This window comes from Arthrobacter caoxuetaonis (genome assembly GCF_023921125.1).
GTDB lineage: Bacteria > Actinomycetota > Actinomycetes > Actinomycetales > Micrococcaceae > Arthrobacter_B > Arthrobacter_B caoxuetaonis.
The window spans coordinates 722,853-744,265 of the sequence record NZ_CP099466.1 but is presented as its reverse complement, the minus strand read 5'-3'; the positions used below and the strand labels follow the sequence as shown (position 1 = coordinate 744,265).

Sequence of the window (21,413 nt, the reverse complement as noted above, 5' to 3'; positions counted from 1 at the left end):
GCCGGTCAGTCCAGGACCAGCTGCGGCTGCGGGCCTGCCGTCAGGGTGGCAGGGACACCAAGGGGGATGCTGTGCGCGGCGGGACCGTGTCCGAAGCCCAGTTCCCAGACCAGCGGAATGCCGAGCGGAGCCAGCAACTCGACGCAGAGGGCCCGCACCTCGGCGAGGTCGCCGCACTCGGACCAGGAACCCAGCGCCAGGCCGGTGAGGCCGTCAAACCAACCGGACCGCAGCAAGGTCTGCAGCAACCCGTCCAGCCGGTACGGCTCTTCGGTGACATCCTCCAGCAGCCCGATCCGCCCGGTGTTGTCCACCGGCTTCCGCGTTCGTGCACCGTTGAGCATGGCCAGCAGGGCCAGGTTGCCGCCGGTCAGGACGCCGTGGGCAGTGCCGGGCACCAGCGCCTCGGCTGCGGGGCCCGTGTACGACGTGCCTGCGTATGGTTCCAGCAGTGCCCGGTGCACGCCCGCGGCCGCAACCGGATCATCCAGGAACGCCCCGGTTGCCACCATCGGAGTGAACCAGGTGGCCAGGCCCAGCTCCTCGGCCCAGAACACATGCAGTGCCGTGATGTCGGAGGATCCCAGCAGCGGCTTGGGCCGGGCCGAGGCCAGCTTGGGCACATCCAGCAGGTCCAATACCCGGACGGCGCCGTAGCCGCCGCGCACGCACAGGACGGCGTCCAGCGAGTCATCGCACCAGGCGTCCTGCAGGTCACTGGCACGGTCCGCATCACTGCCGGCAAGGTAGCTGGCACGGGGATGGTGGTCCAGCAGGTGCTTGCCCCGCACAGGTTCCAGCCCCCAGCCGCGCAGCACCTCCTCAGCCCGTTCCAGCTGTTCCGGCTTCGGCGGACCGCTGGGTGCCACCAGCCCAACCCGCGCCCCGGACCGCAGCGGCCCCAGCTCCGGATGGGCCGCCCCGCTCACGCCGGTTCCCCAACGGCGGTATCTCCCGCGGCCAGTTCCCCAACGGCGGCCGGTTCCCCGACGGCGGCTGGGTCCCCGACGGCCGGACGGTTCGCGGTGGGCACCACGCTTAGCAGCCGGCGGGTGTATTCGTGCTGCGGATCCAGCAGGACCTGCTCCACCGGGCCTTCCTCCACAATCCTGCCCTGGTACATGACCACCACCCGGTCCGCGATGTTCCACGCCAGGCCCAGGTCATGGGTGATGACCAGCGCTCCGAGCCCCAGCTCGGAGCGCAGCCGCAGCAGCAGGGCCAGGATTTCCGCCCGGACCGAGGCATCCAGACTGGCCACCGGCTCATCGGCGACCAGGAACTCCGGGTCCAGGGCCAGCGCCCCGGCGATGACCACGCGCTGGCGCTGCCCGCCGGACAGCTCCTGCGGCAGGGCCGGGCCGAACCGCTCCGGCGGGCTCAGCTCCGCCTTGGCCAGCGCGGCGGCCACCAGCTGTACCTCGTGGCCGGGCAGTTTGTGCAGCCGCGGCCCCTCAGCCACCGACTCGTAGACCGTGTGCTTCGGGTTCAGCGCGGCGGTGGGATCCTGCAGCACAAACTGCACGGCCCGCCGGTAGGCCTTCAGCGCACGCCGGCGGTGCGGCAGCGGACTGCCGTCAAAGAGCAGTTCACCGCCGGTCGGTTTCTGCAGGCCCAGCAGTGTGCGCGCCAGCGTCGTTTTCCCGGACCCGGACTGGCCGACCAGGGCCACGATTTCCCCGCGGCGGCAGGCGATGCTCACGCCGTCGACCGCTCTAACCGTCCCCGCGCCGCGTCCGGCGAAACTCACCGAGACGTTCCGGGCCTCCAAGACGGGCGCAGCGTCCGGATCCGGCGCCCCCGGTTCGGCGGCGTAACCGGGCAGGCGCAGGCGGGACGCCGGGTCCCCGATGGTGGGGAACGCTGCGGCCAGGGCCTGGGTGTGGGGATGCTGCGGTGCGTGCATGACCGAGGCCGCCGGGCCCTCCTCCACGATCCGGCCGTTCTGCATCACCGCGATCCGCTCACAGGTCGACGCGAGCACGGACAGGTCGTGGCTGATCATCACCAGCGACAGGCCGCGGCTGGCCACCAGCCCGGTGAGCACCTGCAGCACCTGGTCCTGGACAATCACGTCCAGGGCGGTGGTGGGCTCGTCGGCGATGATCAGTTCCGGCTCGCAGGCCAGGGCCATGGCGATCATGACGCGCTGCTTCTGTCCGCCGGAGAGTTCGTGCGGGTAGGACGCCGCCTTCGCCCGGGGCAGATCGACCAGGCCGAGCAGTTCCGTCACCCGTGCCCGGCGGGCCTTCTCCTCGCGGTAGGCCGGATCCAGGTCGCGGGCATGGATGCGCAGCGCCTCCTCGATCTGGTCCCCGATGCGCTGTACCGGGTTCAGTGAGTGCATGGCACCCTGGAACACGACGGCGGCGGAGGTCCAGCGCACGGCACGCAGCCGGCCCCAGCTCAGTTCCGAAACGTCCTCCTCGCCGAGCATGATCCGCCCCTCTATCCGCGCGTTGGACGGAAGCAGGCGGAGCACGGACATGGCCAGGGTGGACTTGCCGCAGCCGGATTCGCCGGCCAGGCCCAGGGTGGAACCTGGCTCGAGGACCAGGGATACGCCGTCGACGGCCACCAGATCGCGGGGACCTTCCTCGCTGCGGATCGTGTAGGTCACGCGGATATCTTCAAAAGCCAGCCGGGGCATCAGCGTCCTCGCAGGGTGGGGTTGACTACGGATTCCAGGGCACGGCCCACCAGGGTGAAGCAGAGCACGACGATCACGATCGCCACACCGGGCGGGAGCACGAACCACCAGAACCCGGCGGTTGCAGCGCCCGTGTCCAAGGCGGATTTCAGCATGGTCCCCCAGGAGATGCTGGTCGAATCCCCCAGGCCCAGGAAGCTCAGCGTTGACTCGGCGATGATGGCCGAACCCACGGTCAGGGTGGTGTTGGCCAGCACCAGCGGCAGCACCGCAGGCAGCACGTGCCGGCCAATGATGTGCGCGTCGCCGGCACCAAGTGCCCAGGAACGGTCAATGTACGGCCGGGACTCGATGGTCAGGGTCTGCGCCCGGACCAGCCGGGCCGTCGACGCCCAGGAGGTGATGCCGATCGCCGCGACGATGGTGATGACGCCAGCGCCCAGGATGCTGGAGAGGACGATTGCCAGCACCAGGGAGGGAACCACCAGGAAGAAATCGATGATCCTCATGAGGACTGCCTGGATGGCTCCGGAGAAGTGTCCGGCCGCCATCCCGACGACGGTGCCGATCACCATGGAGACCGCCGTTGCGGCGAAGCCGACCACCAGGGAGACCCGGGCTCCCCACAACAGCATGGCCAGCACGCTGCGCCCGGACGGGTCGGTGCCCAGAGGGTTGGCCAGCGACGGCGGCTCGTTCTGCAGGGAATCGAGCCGGGTGACGTCGAGGGTTGATTCCGGTGCCAGCACCGGAGCCAGCAGCGCCAGCGCCACCACAATGAGCAGGACAATCATCCCGCTGAGCCCGGCCTTGTTGCTGCGGAACTGTGTCCAGCCTGCGGCGGCGGAGGCGCGGCGCCGCGCCCATGCCGCCCGCGAGGCGGTGCGGGTTGCGTTCATGAGGCCCTCAATCGCGGATCGAGCACGCGGTAAAGCAGGTCCGCGGCGAAGTTCATCAGGATGACGATCGAGGAAAAGACCACGAATGTCCCCTGCAGGAGCGGGAAGTCCGGCGCGGACAGGGCCTGGAAGGTCAGATAGCCGAGACCTGGCCAGGAGAACACGGTTTCCACCGTGACCGCTCCGCCGATCAGCCCTCCCAAGGTCAGGAAAATCAGCGTGACGGCGGGCAGGAGGGCGTTGGGCACTGCGTGGCGGCGGCGGACGTCGTCTTCCCGCAGCCCCTTGGCGCGCGCTGTGGTCAGGTAATCGGAGGTCATCTCCTCCAGCAGCGACGCCCTCATCACCATGAGGTACTGGGCGTAGACCACGGCCACCATGGTCAGCACCGGCAGAACCATGTGGTGGCCGATGTCCAGGATCCGTTCCAGCCCGCCGGCACTGCTCCCGGCGGTGACCATGCCGCCCGTGGGGAACCAGTTCAGGGTCCCGGCGAAGAGCAGCAGCAGCAACAGCCCGAGCCAGAACGTCGGCACCGACCAAAAGATCAGCGCCAGCCCGGTCTGGGTCTTGTCGAACAGGCTGCCCCGGCGCCACGCTGCCTTCTGCCCGAGCCACAGCCCGAGCACCACCGAAATCAGCGCAGCGGTTCCGGTCAGCAGCAGGGTAGGGCCCAGACGGTCGCCGATCAGTTCCAGCACCGGCCTGTTGTACGTGTAGGACTCCCCCAGCTTCCCCTGGAACAGGTCGGTGAGGTACCGCCAGAACTGGCCTAACAGGGGCTGGTCCAGGCCGTAGTCACGGCGCAGGATATCCATTTGTTCGGCAGTGACCTGCCGGCCGTCCGCGAGGGAACGCACCGGGTCTCCCGGCAGGATCCTAAAGGCGAAGAACCCGAGGACCACCACCATGATGAGGGAGACGGCCGCCCCGCCCGCCTTGACGCCGATGTAATGCAGCCAGGAGGAATTCCTGCGCTGGTTGTCGGAGTCTTGGCGGGCGGGAGTCAGGTCCTGCTCGCTGAGCGCTTCTGCCACAGCTACTCGCGGTCGTCCGCGGTGGCGGAGCGGCGGCGGATCAGCAGGAAGGCCACGAGGCCCGCCACGAGAACAGCTCCGCCAACACCGATGAACATTCCGGTGTTGCTGTCGTCGTCCGTCACAACTCCGGCTTCATCCAGCTCACCTGCCGGAGTGGCCTGGTAGTAGCTCCACGGACCGTTCTGGCTGGTGATGACGCCGCCCTCAGCCGGCTGGGTGACAAACGGCTCCCAGCGGTCCGAGCGGTAGGCCTCAAGGCTGTTGGCGTAGTAAAGGACTTTGTTGACGGCTGCGTTGTAGATCATTTCCTGTGCCTGGGCCACCAACTCGCTGCGCTTTTCCTGGTCCAGTTCGGCGTGCTGTGCTTTGTACAGTTCATCGAACTCCGGATCGCAGTAATTGTTCTCCGACGTCGCGCCGGTGCCGTCTGCATTCGGGCGCGAGCTGCACTGGTTGATGGACAGCTGGAAATCCGGATCCGGACCGATTCCCCATCCCGTGAAGTAGAGATCGTAGTTGCCGACGGTGGAATCATCATTCACCTGGGCGGGAGCCTTCATTTCCACGGAAACATCAATACCGATTTCCTTAAGCCAGGGTTTGACGTAATCGGCCATCTGCTGGTGGGTCGGATCCGAGTTGCGGCCCATCAGGCGCATGGACAGTGCCTTGCCGTCCTTGTCCAGGCGGACGCCGTCGGGACCCATTTCGTATCCGGCCTCGTCCAGCAGCTTGTTGGCGGCGTCCGGGTCATAGGCCAGCGGCAACTCATCGGTATCCCAGTGGTAGAGCGGGTAAGTCATGGGAATCTCACCCGTGGCCTTGTCCCCCAGTCCCTGCAGGACCTTCTCCAGCAGGGTGTCGCTGTCGATGGCCAGGGCCACGGCCCGGCGCACCTGCACGTCCTGCAGTGCCGGATGTCCGTCGCCCATCGGGGTACCGTCGGGGGTCTGGGCGCCGGGATTGATGCCGATTGCCTGGTAGCGGCGCCCGGTGCCGGCGTTGGTGGTGATGTTCGGCTCGTTCTCGAGTGCCTGGTACTGGGCCGGTGTGAGGCCGCTGACAATGTCGATCTCTCCGGTGCGCAGCGCCTGCACGGCGGCGTCGGAGTTCTTGTACGGAATCCAGGTGACACCGGAGATCTTCGCGGCTCCGCGCCAGTAGTTCGGGTTGGTGGTCATGGTGACGCCGGCCGACTTGTCGTAGTTGTCCACCACGAACGGCCCCGATCCCACCGTGTCCTTGTCATTGGCGTAACCGGCCGGATCGTCCAGCTCGGACCACACATGCTCGGGGACGATCGGCAGCTCGGTGCCGGGGTTGACGGCCTGGGCCTCGCTCAGGGTGATCACCAGGGTGGTGTCATCCTCGGCTTCGACCGATTCCACACTGCTCAGCACTGAGCCGTTGGCCTGCTTCAGGTCATCGTTTTCCATAATGGCGTTAAAGGTCCACTCCGCGTCTTCGGCGGTGATCGGCTCTCCGTCAGACCACTGCCGTCCCTCGGGGATGCTGAAGGTCCAGACGGTCCCGTCCTCGGAAGTCTCCCAGCTCTCGGCCATCCCCGGGATTTCCTCGTTCGCTTCCGCACCGTAGGCAACGAGCGGCTCGTACTGCAGGCGCAGCACGTTCGAGCTCGTGGCGAGGATGGAGATGAAAGGGTTCAGGGTGTCAATGTCCCCGGTGAGGGCGAGCTTGAGCATCGGCGCGTTGTCCTCGGCGGCGACTGCCGGTGCCGCCGCGGCCACGGGGACGGCAAGTGCTGCCGCCAGCCCCAGGGCGGCTGCGACGGAGGAAGAACGGAAGCGGTGCCTCGGCGGGCGCGGGATATACGGCTGCAATTTACGTTTTCCTCCGTAACAGGCTGGACTTATGCCAGCGGAAATATGCAAACAAATGTAAACACGTATCTACGGTCCCAGTTTCGGGCATAGCGTAATCTGCGGCCGGCAATCCGGTGAGGAATTCGATCGCGTGGAAATCGCTGCTTGAACACTAATTACTGAAGGTTCCCGAATCAACAGATTTTTTTACCTATTTTGGTTACTGTCTTGTAAACACCTGAAGGGAACCGCATGCACGATCCGGCAGAGCTCTGCGCAGAACTGATTCGCTTCGATACGTCCAACTACGGCGAGGGCAAGAGCAACGGAGAGCGGGAGGCTGCCCTGTGGATCGCGGCCCGGCTTTCAGCCGCGGGCCTGGATCCGGTGGTCCTGGGCCCCGAGGAAACCCGGCAGTCCGTGGTGGTGCGGGTGCCGGGCGCGGACCGCTCGCTTCCGGCACTGCTGGTGCACGCACACCTGGACGTTGTGCCTGCCGAACCGGAGCAGTGGAGCGTCCCGCCCTTTGAGGGACTGGTACGGGACGGCTGGATCTATGGACGCGGCGCCGCCGACATGAAAGACATGGCCGCCATGACCCTGGCCACCCTGCTGAACTGGGCCGAATCCGGCCAGCAGCCACTCCGCGACATCGTGGTCGCGTTCGTTGCCGACGAAGAGGACAAGGGCGCCTACGGCGCCGACTGGCTGGCCACTAAGCATCCCGAATTGTTCGCCGGGGTCGAGGCTGCGATCGGCGAATCCGGCGGCACTGCGACACTGCTTCCAGGAGCAGACGGCCGTACCCTCCGCCTCTACCCGGTGGGCGCCGGCGAGCGCGGCACCATGCACATCCGCGTCCGCGCAGAAGGTGTTTCCGGCCATGGCTCCCGTCCGGTTCCTGTCAACGCCGTGCAGAACCTGGTCTCCGCACTGCACCGCCTGGGCAATCACCAATGGCCGCAGGTGCTCGTCCCCGTGGTCCGCGCCTACATCGAGCAGACGACGGCGGCGCTTGGGTTCACTGCGGACCTGTCCAGCGAGGCTGGCGTGGAGGCGGCGATCGATGCCATGGGCGAGGCGGGACGGGTCGCGAGGGTGACCGTCCGCTGCTCGGCAACGCCGACGGTTCTCCGCGCCGGGTACAAGACGAACGTCATCCCCGGCCTGGCGGAAGCCGACGTCGATATCCGCTGCCTGCCCGGCACGGAGAAGGAAACTCTGGCTACGGTCAAGGAACTGCTGGGCCCGGACGTCAGCCTTCGCTTCCTGACCCGGGAGAGCCCGCTGCAGTCCCCGGTGGATTCCCCGTGGTTCGAGGCGATGCGCCAGGCCCTGGTGCGGCACGATCCGGAGGCGGTGGTGGTGCCTATGTGCATGGGCGGGGGCACCGACGCCAAAGCTTTTTCCCGCCTGGGTATCCAGTGCTACGGCTTTGCGCCGCTCACGGCCGACCCCGACGGGCGCATCCCCGAGGGCGTGCACGGAGTCGACGAACGGGTGCCGGTGGCCTCGGTGCGGGGCGGACAGAAGGTGCTGCAGGATTTCCTGGCCAATGTCTGACGACGTGGCCGGAGCTCCTTCGGCGGCGGAATCCGGCGGGCGGCCACCGGGAGAGGGAAGGTGGCCGGAAACTGAGCTGGAAGCCCTGTTCCAGGCACGTTTCGAGGAGGGCATCGCCCCGGTGCTCGTGGCCGAAGTGACGCGCCCCGGCCGGTCACCGGTCCGGGTGCTGTGCGGCGCTGCCGACGACGCCGGGCCCCCGCCCGGGGAGCGGACGGCCTTCCGCATCGCTTCCTGCACCAAGAGCTTCACGGCTGCGGCAGCGCTGGTACTGCGGCGCTCCGGCCGGCTGGACCTGGCCACGGATATCCGCGAGTGGCTTCCGGAGCTTCGGTTCACCGGGGCGTTTGCCGCAGCCGGTCCAGTCACTGTCCGGCACCTGCTCACCATGTCTTCGGGCCTGCCCGAGGACGACCCCTGGGCAGACCGGCAGGAGTCCATGCCGGCGGAACAGTTCGACGCACTGCTGGCCGGGGGAATCCGTCTGGCTTCTGCTCCCGGTGACCGCTTCCGCTACTCAAACCTCGGCTACGCCCTGCTGGGACGGATCCTTGAGAGGGCCTCGGGAACGGACTACCGAACCCTGGTGACCAGCAGCCTGCTGCGTCCGCTGGGCCTGGCCGACACCGCCTTCTCCGCCTCCGAACTGTCCGTCCCCGCTGTGCGCGGCTACCGGCGTGCGCCCGGTGGCTGGCAGCAGCTGCCCTTCTCCGGCCCCGGGATGTTCTCGCCCATTGGCGGCCTCTTTTCCACGCTGCGGGACCTGCACCGGTGGGCAGCTTGGCTGGCCGCGGGCCCCGCCTATGCTGCCGATCCGTCAGCTGCCGGCCCGCTGGCCGCAGGCGCGCTGGCCGCCGGCGCGCTGGCCGCCGGGCCGCTGGCAGCAGGCCCGCTGGATCTTGCTGACCGGGCAGAGATGCAGCGGATCCACCGTCCGGTACCGCTGCGCCCGCAGGACCTGCCCGGCACCCGCCGCGGCTACGGCTTCGGCCTCAACATCCTGGAGCATCCGGCCGCGGGGCGGATCGTCTCCCATTCCGGCGGCTATCCCGGATTCAGTGCGCACATGCGCTGGCATCCGGAGACCGGCACCATAGCCCTGGGCCTCGAGAACGCCACCTACTCCCGCATTGGGGAAGCAGTGACCCGTGCCCTGGACACCGCTCTCGGGATTGCTCCGCAGGCACCCGCAGATCCACCGCCTGCAGCGGACAGTGGAGAACAGCCCGACGCCGGAACCTGGCCGGAACTGCATGCTGCCCGGGAAGCCTTGACCGCCTGGCTGTCCAGCCCCACGGACGAGTCCGAGCAGGCGCTCCGCGCCTGTTTTGCCCCAAACATGGATCAGGATCAGCCCTGGGAGGAGCGTCGCGCGGACTGGCTGCGGCTGCGCGCCGCGGCCGGGCCGCTGCATCCCGAAAAAACACGCACCGCCGGCGGGGAGGCGCCGGCCGAACTTCGCTGGATTGTGCCCGGGGAGCGGGGCGACCTGTGCTGCCGAGCGCAGCTGAACCCCGTCGAAGTGCCGCAGGTGCAGCGGATGGACATTACAGCGGCATCCGGGATCCTCTGACCGACGGGTGCGGGCGCCGGCTCTTCCCCAAGGCTCTTCCTATCTAGGACCGCACCCCACGCCGGAACGCCGCCGCTTGCACGGTGAGCAGGGTGAAGGCCCCGAGCAGTCCGAAGAGGAAGAGGAACGGGCCCATGAAATTGAGGTTCATCGCGATAGCGGTCGAGCTTTCGGTGAGCAGGTTGCCCGAGGAGTCGTAGAGCATCTGTGACGCCGGGAGAGTTCCCGTGAGCCATGCCAGGCCGGCCGCCAGGAACAGGCCAACCAGGACCCAGGCTGCGATCAGTGGGACGTTGACCCGTTGCCGGACCGGGGCCTGGGCCAGCGGCGTCCTGTCCCCTGCCGGTTCGCCGAGGTACTCCGTGGCATCCCCGCGTGCCGGATCTGCGAAACGGTCCGCCGCCCCGCTGGCCGACCCGTCATCGACAACCTGCACAGCGTCCTGCGTCTGTCCCTCAACGGGCCGCCGATAAAGATCATGATGCGCCCCGGAGGCGCTTGCTGGATTCCCCATGCGGCGAGCCTACTCGAGCACGCCTACCGGGCACCCCTGCCCCGCCGGGCGAACCCGACCGCCACAGCCAGCAGCAGCACCAGGCCCTTTATCACCTGCTGCCAGGCGGCGTCCACGGACAGGATGGACAGGCCCTGGTTCAGCACGCCCATCACCAGGCCGCCGATCACGGCCCCCACCACCGTGCCGACACCGCCCTGCACCGACGCACCGCCAATAAACACGGCGGCAATGGCGTCCAGCTCAAATCCGCCGCCGGCCGAGGCCACGGCGCTGCCGGCACGCGCCGTGCTCACCACAGCGGCCAGTCCGGCCAGGAAGCCCATGTTCACGAACACCATAAAGTTCACCCAGCGGGTCTTCACCCCGGACATCATGGCTGCGTTCAGGTTCCCGCCCATGGCGTAGATATGCCGGCCAAACACGGTCCGGTTCAGCAGGAAGGAGTACGCGAGGATCAGCGCAGCCAGGATGATCAGGATGATCGGGGTGCCGCGGTTGTAGGCCAGCAGGTAGCAGAGGTACATGATGGCGGCGACGGCCACAGCGTTCTTGAACACGAACGACGCCGTGCGCTCCCGCGGCAGGTCCAGCTTCTTCAGGTCGGAGCGGGACTTGAGCTGCTGAACCACCAGTGCCACGGAGGCGACGACGCCGATGCCCAGCGTGAGCAGGTCCGGCACCCCGGTCGCCGGAAGGGTTCCGTTGCCGATGGCGATGAACGGCCGGGGCAGGCCGCTGATGGTGCCGCCCGTGAGCAGGATCAATGCGACGCCGCGGAACACCAGCATGCCCGCCAGCGTGACGATGAACGCGGGTATCCCCACGAACGCCACCCAGAATCCCTGCCACGCCCCGATCAGAGCGCCCACCACCAGGGAGATGATCACGGCCGCCCACCAGGGCATGCCCCAGTTGTTCATCGCCAGGGCGGCGATGGCACCCACGGTGGCGACCACCGACCCCACGGAGAGGTCGATGTGGCCGGCAATGATCACCATGACCATGCCGATCGCCAGGATCAGCACGTAGGCGTTCTGCTGGATGAGGTTGCTGACGTTGCCCGGATACAGCAGCCGCCCGCCGGTGAGGACCTGGAACAGCAGGACGATCACCACCAGCGCGGCGAGGATGCCGTACTGGCTCAGGTCGACCCGCCTGCGTTTCCGGCCGTTGCCGCCCGCGGGCGGCGGGGCCGGGGTCTTCGCCTGTTCGGAAGTAGTGGTGGTCACGTCCCTTGTGCTCCTTCATTACGGGCGGATTTCTTACGGACGACCGTCATGTGCCGCATCAGTTCCTCCTGCGTGGCGTCGGCCCGCGGAACCTCCGCAGTGAGCCTGCCTTCGGCGATGGTGTAAATGCGGTCGCAGAGCCCGATCAGCTCGGGCAGTTCACTGGAAATGACCAGCACGGCTTTGCCCTGCGCCGCCATTTCATTGATGATTCCGTAAATCTCAAACTTGGCGCCGACGTCGATTCCCCGGGTTGGTTCGTCCAGGATCAGTACCTCCGGGCCGGAGTAAATCCATTTGCTCAGCACCACCTTCTGCTGGTTTCCGCCGGAGAGGTTGGCCACCAGGGAGACGACGGACGGGGTGCGGATGTTCATCTTCTGCCGGTAGTCATCCGCCACGGCATATTCGCGGTGCTTGTCGATCACGCCCAGCCGGGCCAGCTTCCCCAGCGCGGCGGCGGACACGTTGACCACCACCGAGCCGATCAGGTTCAGTCCGTACCGCTTCCGGTCCTCGCTCACGTAGGCCAGTCCGTGCCTGATGGCCTCCCCCACCGACCGGGTCTGGATTTCCACGCCGTCTTTGTACACCCGGCCGGAAATCCCGGTGCCCCAGGACCGGCCGAAGATACTCATCGCCAGTTCGGTGCGTCCGGCCCCCATCAGCCCCGCGAAGCCGACGATTTCCCCCGCCCGGACGTTGAAGGACGCGTTGGAAACCACCACGCGGTCCACGTCGATCGGGTGGTGCACCGTCCAGTCCTCCACCCGGAATTTCTCCTCGCCGATCTGCGGTTCCCGGTCCGGGAACTGGCTGTCCAGCGGCCGGCCCACCATGTCCCGGATAATCCGGGTTTCGATTTCCGGAGTGTTTTCCACCGGAAAGGACTCAATGGTTTTTCCGTCCCGGATCACCGTCACTGTGTCCGCGATCGCCCGGATTTCGTTGAGTTTGTGGGAAATGACGATCGAGGTGATGCCGCCGTCGCGCAGCTGGTCAATGAGCCCCAAAAGGTGCGCCGAATCGCCGTCGTTCAGTGCCGCCGTCGGCTCGTCCAGGATCAGGATCTTCACTTCCTTGGACAGCGCCTTGGCGATTTCCACCAGCTGCTGCTTGCCGACGCCGAGCTCCAGGATCTTGGTGGCCGGGTTCTCCTCCAGCCCCACCCGCTTCAGCAGGGCCGCGGCCTGCAGGTTGGTCTGGTTCCAGTCGATCACCCCGCCGCGCTGCACCTCGTTGCCCAGGAAGATGTTCTCCGCGATGGACAGGAACGGGCTGAGCGCCAGCTCCTGGTGGATGATCACGATCCCGTCCCGCTCGCTGTCATTGATCGAGCCGTAGCTGACCGGCCTGCCCTCCAGCGAGATGGTTCCCTCGAAACTGCCGTGCGGGTAGACGCCGCTGAGCACCTTCATCAGCGTGGACTTGCCGGCGCCGTTCTCGCCGCAGATGCCGTGCACCTCACCGCGCCGGACGGACACCGACACCCCGTCCAGGGCCTTGATGCCGTTGAACTCCTTCACAATGCCGTCCATGTGCAGGACGACGTCGTCGTCGATCATCTCTCGCCTCACTGAAGTGGGAAGGTGGGGCACGACGGCGGCAGCCGCCGCCGTGCCCCGCAAACCGGGACCGCTACAGCCGGGGACCGCTACAGCCCGATGTCGGCGGCCTCCACGAAACCGGAGTCCACCAGCATCGGCTGGACATCGTCCTTGACCACGACCTGCGGCTCAAGGATGTAGGTGGGGACCACCTTCACCCCGTTGTCGTAGGTCTCGGTGTCAGTGACCTCCACCTCTTCCCCGTTGACGATCTGCTCGATCATGGTGTCCACCTGGGCGCCGAGCTCCCGGGTGTCCTTCCAGACAGTCATGGACTGCTGGTCGGCCAGGATGGCCTTGATGTTCGCGACGTCGCCGTCCTGGCCGGTGATCACCGGCCAGTCGGTGCCCGGGGCGTACCCTGCGCTGGAAAGCGACTGTTCGATGCCGAGCGCCAGGCTGTCATTGGGCGAAAGCACGACGTCGACCTTGTCACCGCCGGTGTAGAAGGACTGCAGCCGGTTGTCCATTTCCGCCTGCGCATCCGCCGAGCCCCAGCCGAGGATGCCGATGGACGTCCAGTCGTCGTTCGAGGCCGGGGACTTGCCGGACGGAACCACCAGCTGCCCGCTCTCCACGTAGGGCAGCAGGACATCCCACGCGCCGGAGAAGAAGAACTTGGCGTTGTTGTCATCCGGGCTGCCGGCGAACGGTTCAAGGTTGTAGGGGCCTTCGCCGTCGGCCAGGCCCAGCTGCTCCTCGATGAACTCGCCCTGGAGCTGGCCCACCTGGTAGTTGTCGAACGTGGCGTAGTAGTCCACTGCGTCGGTGCCGTTGATCAGCCGGTCGTAGGCGATCACGGTGACGTCCTGGTTCTTGGCGTCCTCCAGGACCGGGCCGAGGGTTTCGCCGTCGATCGCTGCGACCACCAGGATCTTCGCGCCGCCGGCCACCTGGTTCTGGATCTGGCTGATCTGCTGGTCGGTCTTGTCATCTGCGTACTGCAGGTCAACGGTGCAGTCGCGGGCTTCAAGGTTCTCCTTCAGCCCTTCGCCGTCGTTGATCCAGCGTTCCAGGCTGCGGGTGGGCATGGAGATGCCGACATTGCAGTCGACGCCGTCGCCGCCCTCGCTGTCGCTGTTGGTGGTGCCGGCCGGGGCGCAGGCCGCCATACCTGCTGCCAGTCCGAACGCCAGGAAGAGGGCCGAAACATTCTTTCTTTTGCTCATGGTCGAACCTTCGAAAAGGATCCTGCCGCCGGCAAGGGCACTGCGCGGCGAGACTACGGGAAACATCCTTGTGACCCGGACGGCTGGATCGAGCGGATACAACGCTGTAGCGCCCTGCCGGTACCCCTACCGACAATTTGTAGGCCAGCACAACATATGCCCGCGCATGCCCCTCCGGCAAGGGGTTCCCGGAACGTTATCCAAACGCAATGCGCGGGGGCCCAGATTGTCATACGGACCCAAGAGGCCAGGTGAACTTTCACCCTTTACTCCCCGGCCCGGCCCGCAGCAGACCCGGTATTCTTGCTGACGAAACAGCAGATCGGGGGGATACGGGACATGGCATCGTTGGGCAGGGACGGCGAAGCCGCTTACAGCAGCGGCAGCGAAGACCGGCACTGGGAAGAGGTAGCCGAGAGGCTGGCACAGCAAGCGCGCGGGATGAACGCCGTGAAGCGCATAGCTCCGGTCATCGCGGGACTCATTTCCCTGGTCGGTGTCACTGGACTGGTCCTTGTCATGACCTCGCAGCCCGCAGCCCCGTCGTACGCCCGTGGCGTCTTCCTGACCGGGCTGGCCGTCGCCTCGCTGTGGCTGCTCATCCCCGCGGTCCTCGCGCCGGTGATCTACGAGATCACCCAGGATGCCGTCGTCGAACCTTCCCCGAGGTCCCGGATCCTCGGCGCTTTGGCAGCGGCTGCCGTCACCGCACCGGCGCTGCTTCACGCGGCGCTGATGCTCCTGCGCCATGTCTACAGCGACGCAGCACCGGCGTCCCCGGCCATGGCACGGTTCCTCGAACTGCCTTCCACTGCCCTGATTGTCATCATGTTCGCTGTCCCCGTACTCCTGGTTGGCGCGCTGTACCGGCGTCTTCTGCGGGTAGGGGACCTTAGGAGCCAGCGCAGGGACCCCTGGTCCATCGGGGAATAGCTGCCCGCCCGGCCACACTCCGTAACGTCCCCGGCCTTCTCCCAGATTCGGCCCATAGGGTGGATGCTTCACTCCGGCCATCACTTCCGAAGGATCCCAATGTCCCCCGCTGCCACCGCAGAGACCACCAAGACCATCGACGCCCCCACTCTGAAGGCACTGCTGGAGGACAACCCGAACCTCACGGTTATCGACGTCCGCAATCCCGCCGAGTTTGAGTCCGCACATCTCCCGGGCTCCCACAACATTCCGTTGCCCCTGCTCTCTGCGCACACCGTTGAGCTTTCCGCCCGGCTGGGCAGCGACGTCGTGATCCTGTGCCAGTCCGGTGTCCGCGCCAAGCAGGCGCACGAGCGCCTGGCCGCAGCCGGGCTGGAGGGCGGGCAGGTGCTCACCGGCAGCGTGGACGACGTCGAGAAGGCCGGCGGTTCCGTCGTGCGAGGCAAGCAGGTCTGGGATATGGAGCGCCAGGTGCGTTTCGCCGCCGGAAGCCTCGTGGGGCTGGGCCTGCTGGCAGGCCGCGTGGCGTCGCCGAAGTTCCGAATGCTGGCCGGGGGCATCAGCGGCGGGCTGGTTTTCTCTGCGCTGTCCAACACCTGTGCGATGGGCAAGGCGCTGGCGTACCTGCCGTGGAACCAGGGTGCTTCCGAGCCGTCGTGGGAAGAGATCCAGGCGGACCTCGACCGCTAGCCGCGAACGCTTTCCCGTGGTGATGGCCCGCTCCGCCCCAACGGAGCGGGCCTTTTCCAGCTTAAAACAGCCTGTTCTTCCTCAGCCGACTTCTTCCTCGTAAAGCACTCAAGTATCTCCAGCACCATTGAGTTTCAGCAGTCTGAGGACTATTCTTACGTCGCTTCGGTTACGGCAGGCGCCAGTAGACGTAGTCGTTGTCCTGCTCGGCGAGGATCATGCGCATGCCCAGGCGGCTGTCCTCGCCCAGGGCGGTATCGGGAACGTCGAAGCAGGCTTCCACCGTGACGGTGTCCCCCTTGCTGAGCAGTTCCTGGTCAATGCTCCGCTGGCCGAGGCCACTGGAGCACCCCATGACGGTGTAGAGCCTGCTGTCAGTTCCAATGAGTTCCGGCGGCAGGTCCAGCCACGGACGTCCGTCTCCGGTGCCGTTGTAGACGGCGGTGAAGCGGGCCAGAACGTAGTTGTAGTCCGGTGCGCCGGCCTGCGGGTCCCGTTCCTGGACCTCGGCCGCTGCGTCGCGGTCCAGCTCCACCAGGGTGACCGTGTAGTCACCCACGGTCACTTCGTCGCCGGCTGCGTTTGCCGGCTCTGCGGCAATTTCACTGATGTACGAGTCAGTGAACTGGTAGGAGTAATCCTCTTTCTCAGCTTCGGTGAGTTCCTCGGAGTAGTCCTCGACCTCAGTGAAGGACTCCGTCCCCGTCTCGCTTTCGCTTTCCCAGAGACCTGCGTCCCGCAGCGAGTCCACGACGACGGTGTTCACAACGATGGCCGTAACGATGGACAACGCCGCTACGGTCAGCGCGGCGATCGAGAGCGGTTTTGCAACGTTGCGGGCCTTGTTGCCCTTGATGAGCGCCGGGATTGCCAGGCCGAGCGCGACGATTGCCAGGGGGAACGACACAAAGTTCAGTAACGGGATCCAGCAAATGAGCACGGCCAGGATGGCGAGCACCAGTGCCGCGATGGCCAGGCCCTTGCCCGGCGTGGCCGGCGGCGGCCCGTAGCTGCCGTAGCCGGGCTGGCCGGGGTATCCGGGGGCTCCGCCCGGGTTGGGGTAGGAACCTGGCTGGCCGGGCTGCCCTTGCTGGCCCGGGTAGCCCGAGTAGCCGGGGGCTCCCGCCTGGTTGGCGTAGGGACTCTGTTGGCCTTGCTGGCTTTGCTGGCCGGGATAGCTTGGGTAGCCCGGGTAGCCGCCTTGCTGGCCGGGGTATCCGGGGGCTCCGCCCTGGTCGGCAGCAGGCATACGGGGAACCTGGGCATAGGGGTTGTACTGGGGTACCGGAGGAATCTGCCCGTCCTGGTATGGCAGCGAAGGTCCGCCACCAATTTCAGGTTCTACACCACCGGGTGCGGACCAGGCCGATGCCGTCTCCTTGGCCTCTTCCTCGGCAGGACGTTCCGGGTCCCCTTCCGGTCCGGCCTCCGGGCGCAGGTCCTCCGCAGCCGGACCGCCCTCGCGAGTGCCGCCGTCGCGAGTGCCGCCGGTGCTGTCGCTGGCGCCAGCCTCGGTGCCGGAGCTGTCACCGCCGACGCTGTTGTCCCGGTCCGCGGGCTCGGGCTGTCCCTGGTCCCTATCCATTCGTTCCCCCCAAAAGTCGTGCGTTATCAAATTAGTTCGATCGGTCCGGAGACCGCCGACCCCTATCCTAGCCAAGGCCGCTACCTGCATACTTCCTAGTCACAGCCTCCCCAGCGCCTTATGGCTGCCAGTAAAGCTCTTCGGCCACGGCCGGCATCCGCAGTACCACCCTGCTCTTGTCGCCCAGGGCCTCCGGGGGCAGGTCAAAACAGATGTCGTAGCTGCCGCTGTACTCCCCGTGCAGCCCCGGATGGTCTGGGCCTTCCATGCTCAAGCCCGTGGAGCAGTCCACCGCCGAGTACTCGCGGCCGTCAGTGCCCACGAATCCGGGCACCAGAGTGAAGTCCGGTTCGCCCGTTAGCCCGCCGTCGTAGCGCATTTCGAACTCGAACAGCACATAGGTGCCCTCCTGCGGCACGGAAGACGGGCTGCGCTGCTGGACCCTGTCCGTTGCATCACGGTCCACTTCCGAAAGCCTGACTTCAAAGTCCCCTAACTGTGCCCCCACACCGGATGGAACAACCGGCTCCGCGAGGATCTGTTCCAGGGCCCTGCCGGGCAGCACAGGGGATGCGTCGCCCGACAGTCCGCGGGTTTCGGCGGACCGTGGTTGCTCAGCTTCCTGCTGGGACTGAGGAGATCCCGGTGTCTTGTCGAGGGCTTTTACGGCCCAGGAGTTGACGGACCAGGCGAGCGCCACGGCGAGGACCGCCATCCCGATGGAGACGACTGCCAGCACCCGGGCCAGGAGCGGTTTCCTCTTCGCGCTCACCAGTGCAACTACCGCCAGCACGAGGGTTACCGGGCCGGCGATGAACGCATAAACATTCAGGAACGGTATCCAGCAGCTCACCAGCGCCGACCCGGCCACCGAAACAGCAGCGATCGCCGGCCCCCTGCCCGTAGACCCGGCTGGCGGGAGCACCTGGCCCGGCCCGGGGTAAGACCCGTAATAGTCCCCGTGCGGCGCGGCCGCAGTCTGATTCTGCATACCCATTTCCCCCTGAAATTGGTTCTGGTTCAGTGCTGGTCCCGCAACAGCCGGCCTACGGCAACCGCCAGTAAACGTCCTCGTTGCGTTCGGCGAGGATCATTCGCAGGCCAACCCTGCTGTCCTCAGCCAGGGCTGCTTCGGGCAGATCGAAGCAGATTTCGTAGGTTCCGGTCTCTCCCGGGGCCAGGCTGGGCCGGTCGGAGGAGCTCACGCCAAGATCCATGGAACAGTTCAGGACACTGTGGAGCCGGGCATCGGCGCCAATGAACTTTGGCGTGAAGTCCAAGTCGGGCCGGCCGGTGCCACCGGAAGCGGACCCGTTGTATACCGCGCGGAATTCAAAGAGAACGTACCCGTGGGTCGGCTCACCTGCGGAAGGGTCGCGCTCCAGCACTTCGGCGGATGCATCCCGGTCCACTTCAGCGAGCGTTACGGTGTAGTCGCCAACCTGCACACCTTCCCCCGCTGAAGCGGCAGGCTGCTCAATGATGTCCGTGTAGAAGGATCCGGAAATATCGGCCGAATAGTCCCGGTCAGGCAAGCCCGGCTGCTCTTGGCGCTCAGTTGCCTGTTCAGTTGCCTGTTCATCGGCGGGCACCGGTTCGGGCGTCTCAGCAGGCACAGGTCCGGGGACCGCCTGGCCCTGGGAATAGCCCGGATTCATCTCGGTGTCCGGGGAATCATATTGGACGGTGAGGTTGATGATGGTCGCCGCGACCATGGCCACCACCGCGAAAGACAACGCGATAACGGACAACGGCAGCGCGACGTTTTTCGCCTTGATGCCCTTGATCAGAGCTGGAATACCCATGCCAAGGGCGACGGCGCCGGCCAGATAGGTGATGAAGTTCAGGAACCAGATCCAGCTGAACAGCAGACCGACTCCGGCGACGCAGACGGCAGCGATGGCCAGTCCTTTGCCCGGTGACTTCCGCTGATGGCTGCCGTATCCCGGTCCGTTTCCGTAACCGGCCGGGCCTCCAGGCCCGGGGCCCTGTCCCGGCCCGAATCCACCGGGTCCGGCATATCCGCCGTATCCGTACGGAGCGCCGTGCCCGGCCGGCGCGCTGTAACCCGCCGGAGCGGCATATCCGGACGGAGGGGCGTAACCGGCCGGAGCTTGGCCGTAACCGCCGTAACCGCCGTTTCCGGACTGGGCCTGCCCATAACTGACGGGACCGCCGTTTCCGGCCGGCGCACTGTAGCCCGCCGGAGCGGCATATCCGGACGGAGGGGCGTATCCGGGCGGAGCAAAGCCTGGGCCAGCTGCGTAAGACGGAACGGATGGCGCCGGAGCGGATTCTGCCTCCGCAGCAGCTGATGCCTGGTTCTCCGCCGGCTGAGGCTCGAGCGAAGACAGTTGTCCGGCGTCCCCTGATTCCGTGCTGACCCCGGAATCCGCGCCGTCCCCGGCTTCAGGCCGGCGTCCGTCTTCTGGCGATTCGCGGCCGGCTACTTCCCCGGTCCGTTCCTCAGGCGCGGGCCACCCATGTTCCTTGTTCATTCGTTCCCCCAACGATGTGACTGAGACAAGGGGCGGGAATGAGCTCCGCTCACCGGCCGCCCCGCCACTATCCTAAGCACGCTGGTTACCTATGCCGCACAACGAAAGGCCCGCCCCGCAGGAAAGCGGAACGGGCCCCGTCACAAATGGAAAACTAGCCGAGGGCGGCCACTGCGGCGTCGTAATCCGGTTCGGTGGTGATTTCCGGGACGAGCTGCGTGTAGAGGACGCTTCCGTCCGTATCGATAGCGACGACGGCGCGGGCCAGCAGGCCTGCCAGCGGTCCCTCTGCCTGGGTCAGGCCGAAGTCTTCACCGAAGCTGCTGCGGAAAGCCGAAGCGGCCACCACGTTCTCGATGCCTTCGGCGCCGCAGAAGCGGCCGAGCGCGAACGGAAGGTCCTTGGAGACGCATACGACCGTGGTGTTCTCCAGTCCTGCCGCGATTTCGTTGAAGCGGCGGACGCTCGCGGCGCAGACGCCAGTGTCCACGCTCGGGAAGATGTTCAGGACGACCCGGCGTCCGGCGAAGCCCGAAAGGGTGACGCTTGAAAGATCGGCGCCTACCAGTTCAACGGCCGGGGCTTGGGTGCCGACGGCGGGAAGCTCACCGGCGGTGCGGACAGGGTTCTGCTTGAATGCTGTGGTTGCCATGCTTCGTGTTTATCACGTTCTGGCCGGGGCCCCTTACCGCTGACCTGCAGTGACGTCTCGACGCGGGTTGCGCTGACACAGACGGGCGGCAGGGGCATCCGATCCAAACCGCTACTGAGCTGCCCAGTACACCCGGTCATCCCGGAGCGAGAACAGGGACTCCACCAGGATCTTTGACCCGGAGACGGACTCACCAGGAACATCGAAGCAGACCTGGTACTCCGCCGCGCCGCCGTTGGTCAGCGTGGGGACCTCGTGGCTCGGCCGTTCGAGGAGGGCACTGCAGGTGCTGGTCGAGTACTGGCGGGCGTCAGAGCCGGCGAACTCAGTGGTGAGATCGATCCACGGATCGCCTTCTTCAGAGCCGTTGTACACAACGGACAGGTCCACCAGCACATACTGGCCCGTCGGCGCACTGTTGAACTGGTTCACCGCCATGATCGGATCAGTGGCCTGCAGGTTCACCCCGGAAACGGTCACGGTGTATTCGCCGACCATGGCCGATTCCCCTGCCGCAAGGGCTTCCGTGGTGGCTTCTTCCTGTTCCTCCTCCGAGGAGGTGGTCACGCCGTCCGCGCTGTCTTCAACGCTCTTCACCACGGAGTCGAGGGCTGCCGAGTACATGGCCTGGGTTGCGAAAACCCCAATGATGGCCACGATGCTGAGGATCAGGCCAGCGATGGGCATACCCTTCGGCGCCTTGCGCTTCGAAGCGATCACCAGGGCTGCAATGGCAAAGCCGAGTCCGGCGAGTCCCACAAACAGGAAGACGTTGTTGAGAATCGGCACCCAGCACAGAACCAGGGCGACGATGCCCAGGACCAGGCCGGTGACGGCAAGGCCCTTGCCGGGTTTTGCTGCGGGCGCGGCCGGCAGCGGTGCCGGCGCAGGAGTATAGGTCTGGTTTTCCATGGTGATCCCCCAAAGGATGCGAATGACCGGCCTGTGGGCCGGCAAGGAACAATTTGTTCCTTCGCCGCCAACC

18 protein-coding genes are annotated in these 21,413 nt (G+C 66.4%); 4 read left to right on the top strand and 14 right to left on the bottom strand.

Annotated elements, in window-relative coordinates:
* Positions 1 to 5: 5 nt before the first annotated feature.
* Genes NF551_RS03440 through NF551_RS03420 form a run of 5 tightly spaced genes read right to left on the bottom strand, consistent with a single transcriptional unit; the run spans position 6 to position 6,430 of the window.
* On the bottom strand, positions 6 to 929 hold the full coding sequence (locus NF551_RS03440; RefSeq protein ID WP_227895437.1) for a S66 peptidase family protein: 924 nt from the start codon (positions 927 to 929) through the stop codon (positions 6 to 8).
* Positions 926 to 2,650 (bottom strand): dipeptide ABC transporter ATP-binding protein, encoded by a 1,725-nt coding sequence (locus NF551_RS03435; protein ID WP_227895438.1) that lies wholly within the window; start codon positions 2,648 to 2,650, stop codon positions 926 to 928. The genes NF551_RS03440 and NF551_RS03435 overlap by 4 nt, the downstream gene beginning before the upstream one ends.
* Positions 2,650 to 3,549: an ABC transporter permease gene (locus tag NF551_RS03430; RefSeq protein WP_227895439.1), complete on the bottom strand. Its 900-nt coding sequence runs from the start codon at positions 3,547 to 3,549 to the stop codon at positions 2,650 to 2,652. Before NF551_RS03430 ends, NF551_RS03435 begins: the two co-directional genes overlap by 1 nt.
* Complete coding sequence (locus NF551_RS03425) at positions 3,546 to 4,586, bottom strand: ABC transporter permease (RefSeq protein ID WP_227895440.1); 1,041 nt, start codon at positions 4,584 to 4,586, stop codon at positions 3,546 to 3,548. The genes NF551_RS03430 and NF551_RS03425 overlap by 4 nt, the downstream gene beginning before the upstream one ends.
* Positions 4,587 to 4,588: 2 nt before the next feature.
* A complete protein-coding gene (locus NF551_RS03420) occupies positions 4,589 to 6,430 on the bottom strand; it encodes an ABC transporter substrate-binding protein (RefSeq protein ID WP_227895441.1) in 1,842 nt (613 codons plus the stop codon).
* A 234-nt stretch (positions 6,431 to 6,664) separates the two neighbouring features.
* On the opposite strand from NF551_RS03420, the gene NF551_RS03415 reads away from it, so the two are divergent.
* Positions 6,665 to 7,975 (top strand): M20/M25/M40 family metallo-hydrolase, encoded by a 1,311-nt coding sequence (locus NF551_RS03415; RefSeq protein WP_227895442.1) that lies wholly within the window; start codon positions 6,665 to 6,667, stop codon positions 7,973 to 7,975.
* On the top strand, positions 7,968 to 9,548 hold the full coding sequence (locus tag NF551_RS03410; RefSeq protein WP_227895443.1) for a serine hydrolase domain-containing protein: 1,581 nt from the start codon (positions 7,968 to 7,970) through the stop codon (positions 9,546 to 9,548). The genes NF551_RS03415 and NF551_RS03410 overlap by 8 nt, the downstream gene beginning before the upstream one ends.
* Positions 9,549 to 9,591: 43 nt before the next feature.
* Here the strand turns inward: NF551_RS03410 and NF551_RS03405 are convergent, their stop codons facing one another.
* The 4 genes from NF551_RS03405 to chvE all read right to left on the bottom strand — a co-directional run bounded on the left by NF551_RS03405 (position 9,592) and on the right by chvE (position 14,070).
* The gene (locus NF551_RS03405) at positions 9,592 to 10,062 is read right to left on the bottom strand and encodes a hypothetical protein (RefSeq protein WP_227895444.1); all 471 of its coding nucleotides are present in this window, start codon (positions 10,060 to 10,062) and stop codon (positions 9,592 to 9,594) included.
* A 23-nt stretch (positions 10,063 to 10,085) separates the two neighbouring features.
* On the bottom strand, positions 10,086 to 11,294 hold the full coding sequence (gene mmsB / locus NF551_RS03400) for a multiple monosaccharide ABC transporter permease (RefSeq protein WP_423721550.1): 1,209 nt from the start codon (positions 11,292 to 11,294) through the stop codon (positions 10,086 to 10,088).
* On the bottom strand, positions 11,291 to 12,859 hold the full coding sequence (mmsA, locus tag NF551_RS03395; protein WP_227895472.1) for a multiple monosaccharide ABC transporter ATP-binding protein: 1,569 nt from the start codon (positions 12,857 to 12,859) through the stop codon (positions 11,291 to 11,293). Before mmsA ends, mmsB begins: the two co-directional genes overlap by 4 nt.
* 89 nt (positions 12,860 to 12,948) lie before the next feature.
* Complete coding sequence (gene chvE, locus NF551_RS03390) at positions 12,949 to 14,070, bottom strand: multiple monosaccharide ABC transporter substrate-binding protein (RefSeq protein ID WP_227895445.1); 1,122 nt, start codon at positions 14,068 to 14,070, stop codon at positions 12,949 to 12,951.
* 339 nt (positions 14,071 to 14,409) lie between these two features.
* Here chvE and NF551_RS03385 point away from each other — a divergent pair, with 339 nt between their 5' ends.
* Together NF551_RS03385 and NF551_RS03380 are read left to right on the top strand one after the other, a co-directional pair.
* Positions 14,410 to 15,003, top strand: coding sequence for a hypothetical protein (locus NF551_RS03385; protein WP_227895446.1), 594 nt, complete (start codon positions 14,410 to 14,412; stop codon positions 15,001 to 15,003).
* 99 nt (positions 15,004 to 15,102) lie between these two features.
* Positions 15,103 to 15,693 (top strand): rhodanese-like domain-containing protein, encoded by a 591-nt coding sequence (locus NF551_RS03380; protein WP_227895447.1) that lies wholly within the window; start codon positions 15,103 to 15,105, stop codon positions 15,691 to 15,693.
* A gap of 169 nt (positions 15,694 to 15,862) precedes the next feature.
* Here the strand turns inward: NF551_RS03380 and NF551_RS03375 are convergent, their stop codons facing one another.
* The 5 genes from NF551_RS03375 to NF551_RS03355 all read right to left on the bottom strand — a co-directional run bounded on the left by NF551_RS03375 (position 15,863) and on the right by NF551_RS03355 (position 21,340).
* On the bottom strand, positions 15,863 to 17,278 hold the full coding sequence (locus NF551_RS03375) for a DUF4190 domain-containing protein (RefSeq protein WP_227895448.1): 1,416 nt from the start codon (positions 17,276 to 17,278) through the stop codon (positions 15,863 to 15,865).
* A gap of 118 nt (positions 17,279 to 17,396) precedes the next feature.
* Positions 17,397 to 18,269 (bottom strand): DUF4190 domain-containing protein, encoded by an 873-nt coding sequence (locus tag NF551_RS03370; RefSeq protein ID WP_227895449.1) that lies wholly within the window; start codon positions 18,267 to 18,269, stop codon positions 17,397 to 17,399.
* A 55-nt stretch (positions 18,270 to 18,324) separates the two neighbouring features.
* Positions 18,325 to 19,776 (bottom strand): hypothetical protein, encoded by a 1,452-nt coding sequence (locus NF551_RS18950; protein WP_269438988.1) that lies wholly within the window; start codon positions 19,774 to 19,776, stop codon positions 18,325 to 18,327.
* 154 nt (positions 19,777 to 19,930) lie between these two features.
* A complete protein-coding gene (tpx, locus tag NF551_RS03360) occupies positions 19,931 to 20,428 on the bottom strand; it encodes a thiol peroxidase (RefSeq protein ID WP_227895450.1) in 498 nt (165 codons plus the stop codon).
* Positions 20,429 to 20,539: 111 nt separating this feature from the next.
* The gene (locus tag NF551_RS03355) at positions 20,540 to 21,340 is read right to left on the bottom strand and encodes a DUF4190 domain-containing protein (RefSeq protein ID WP_227895451.1); all 801 of its coding nucleotides are present in this window, start codon (positions 21,338 to 21,340) and stop codon (positions 20,540 to 20,542) included.
* Between the last annotated feature and the right edge of the window lie 73 nt (positions 21,341 to 21,413).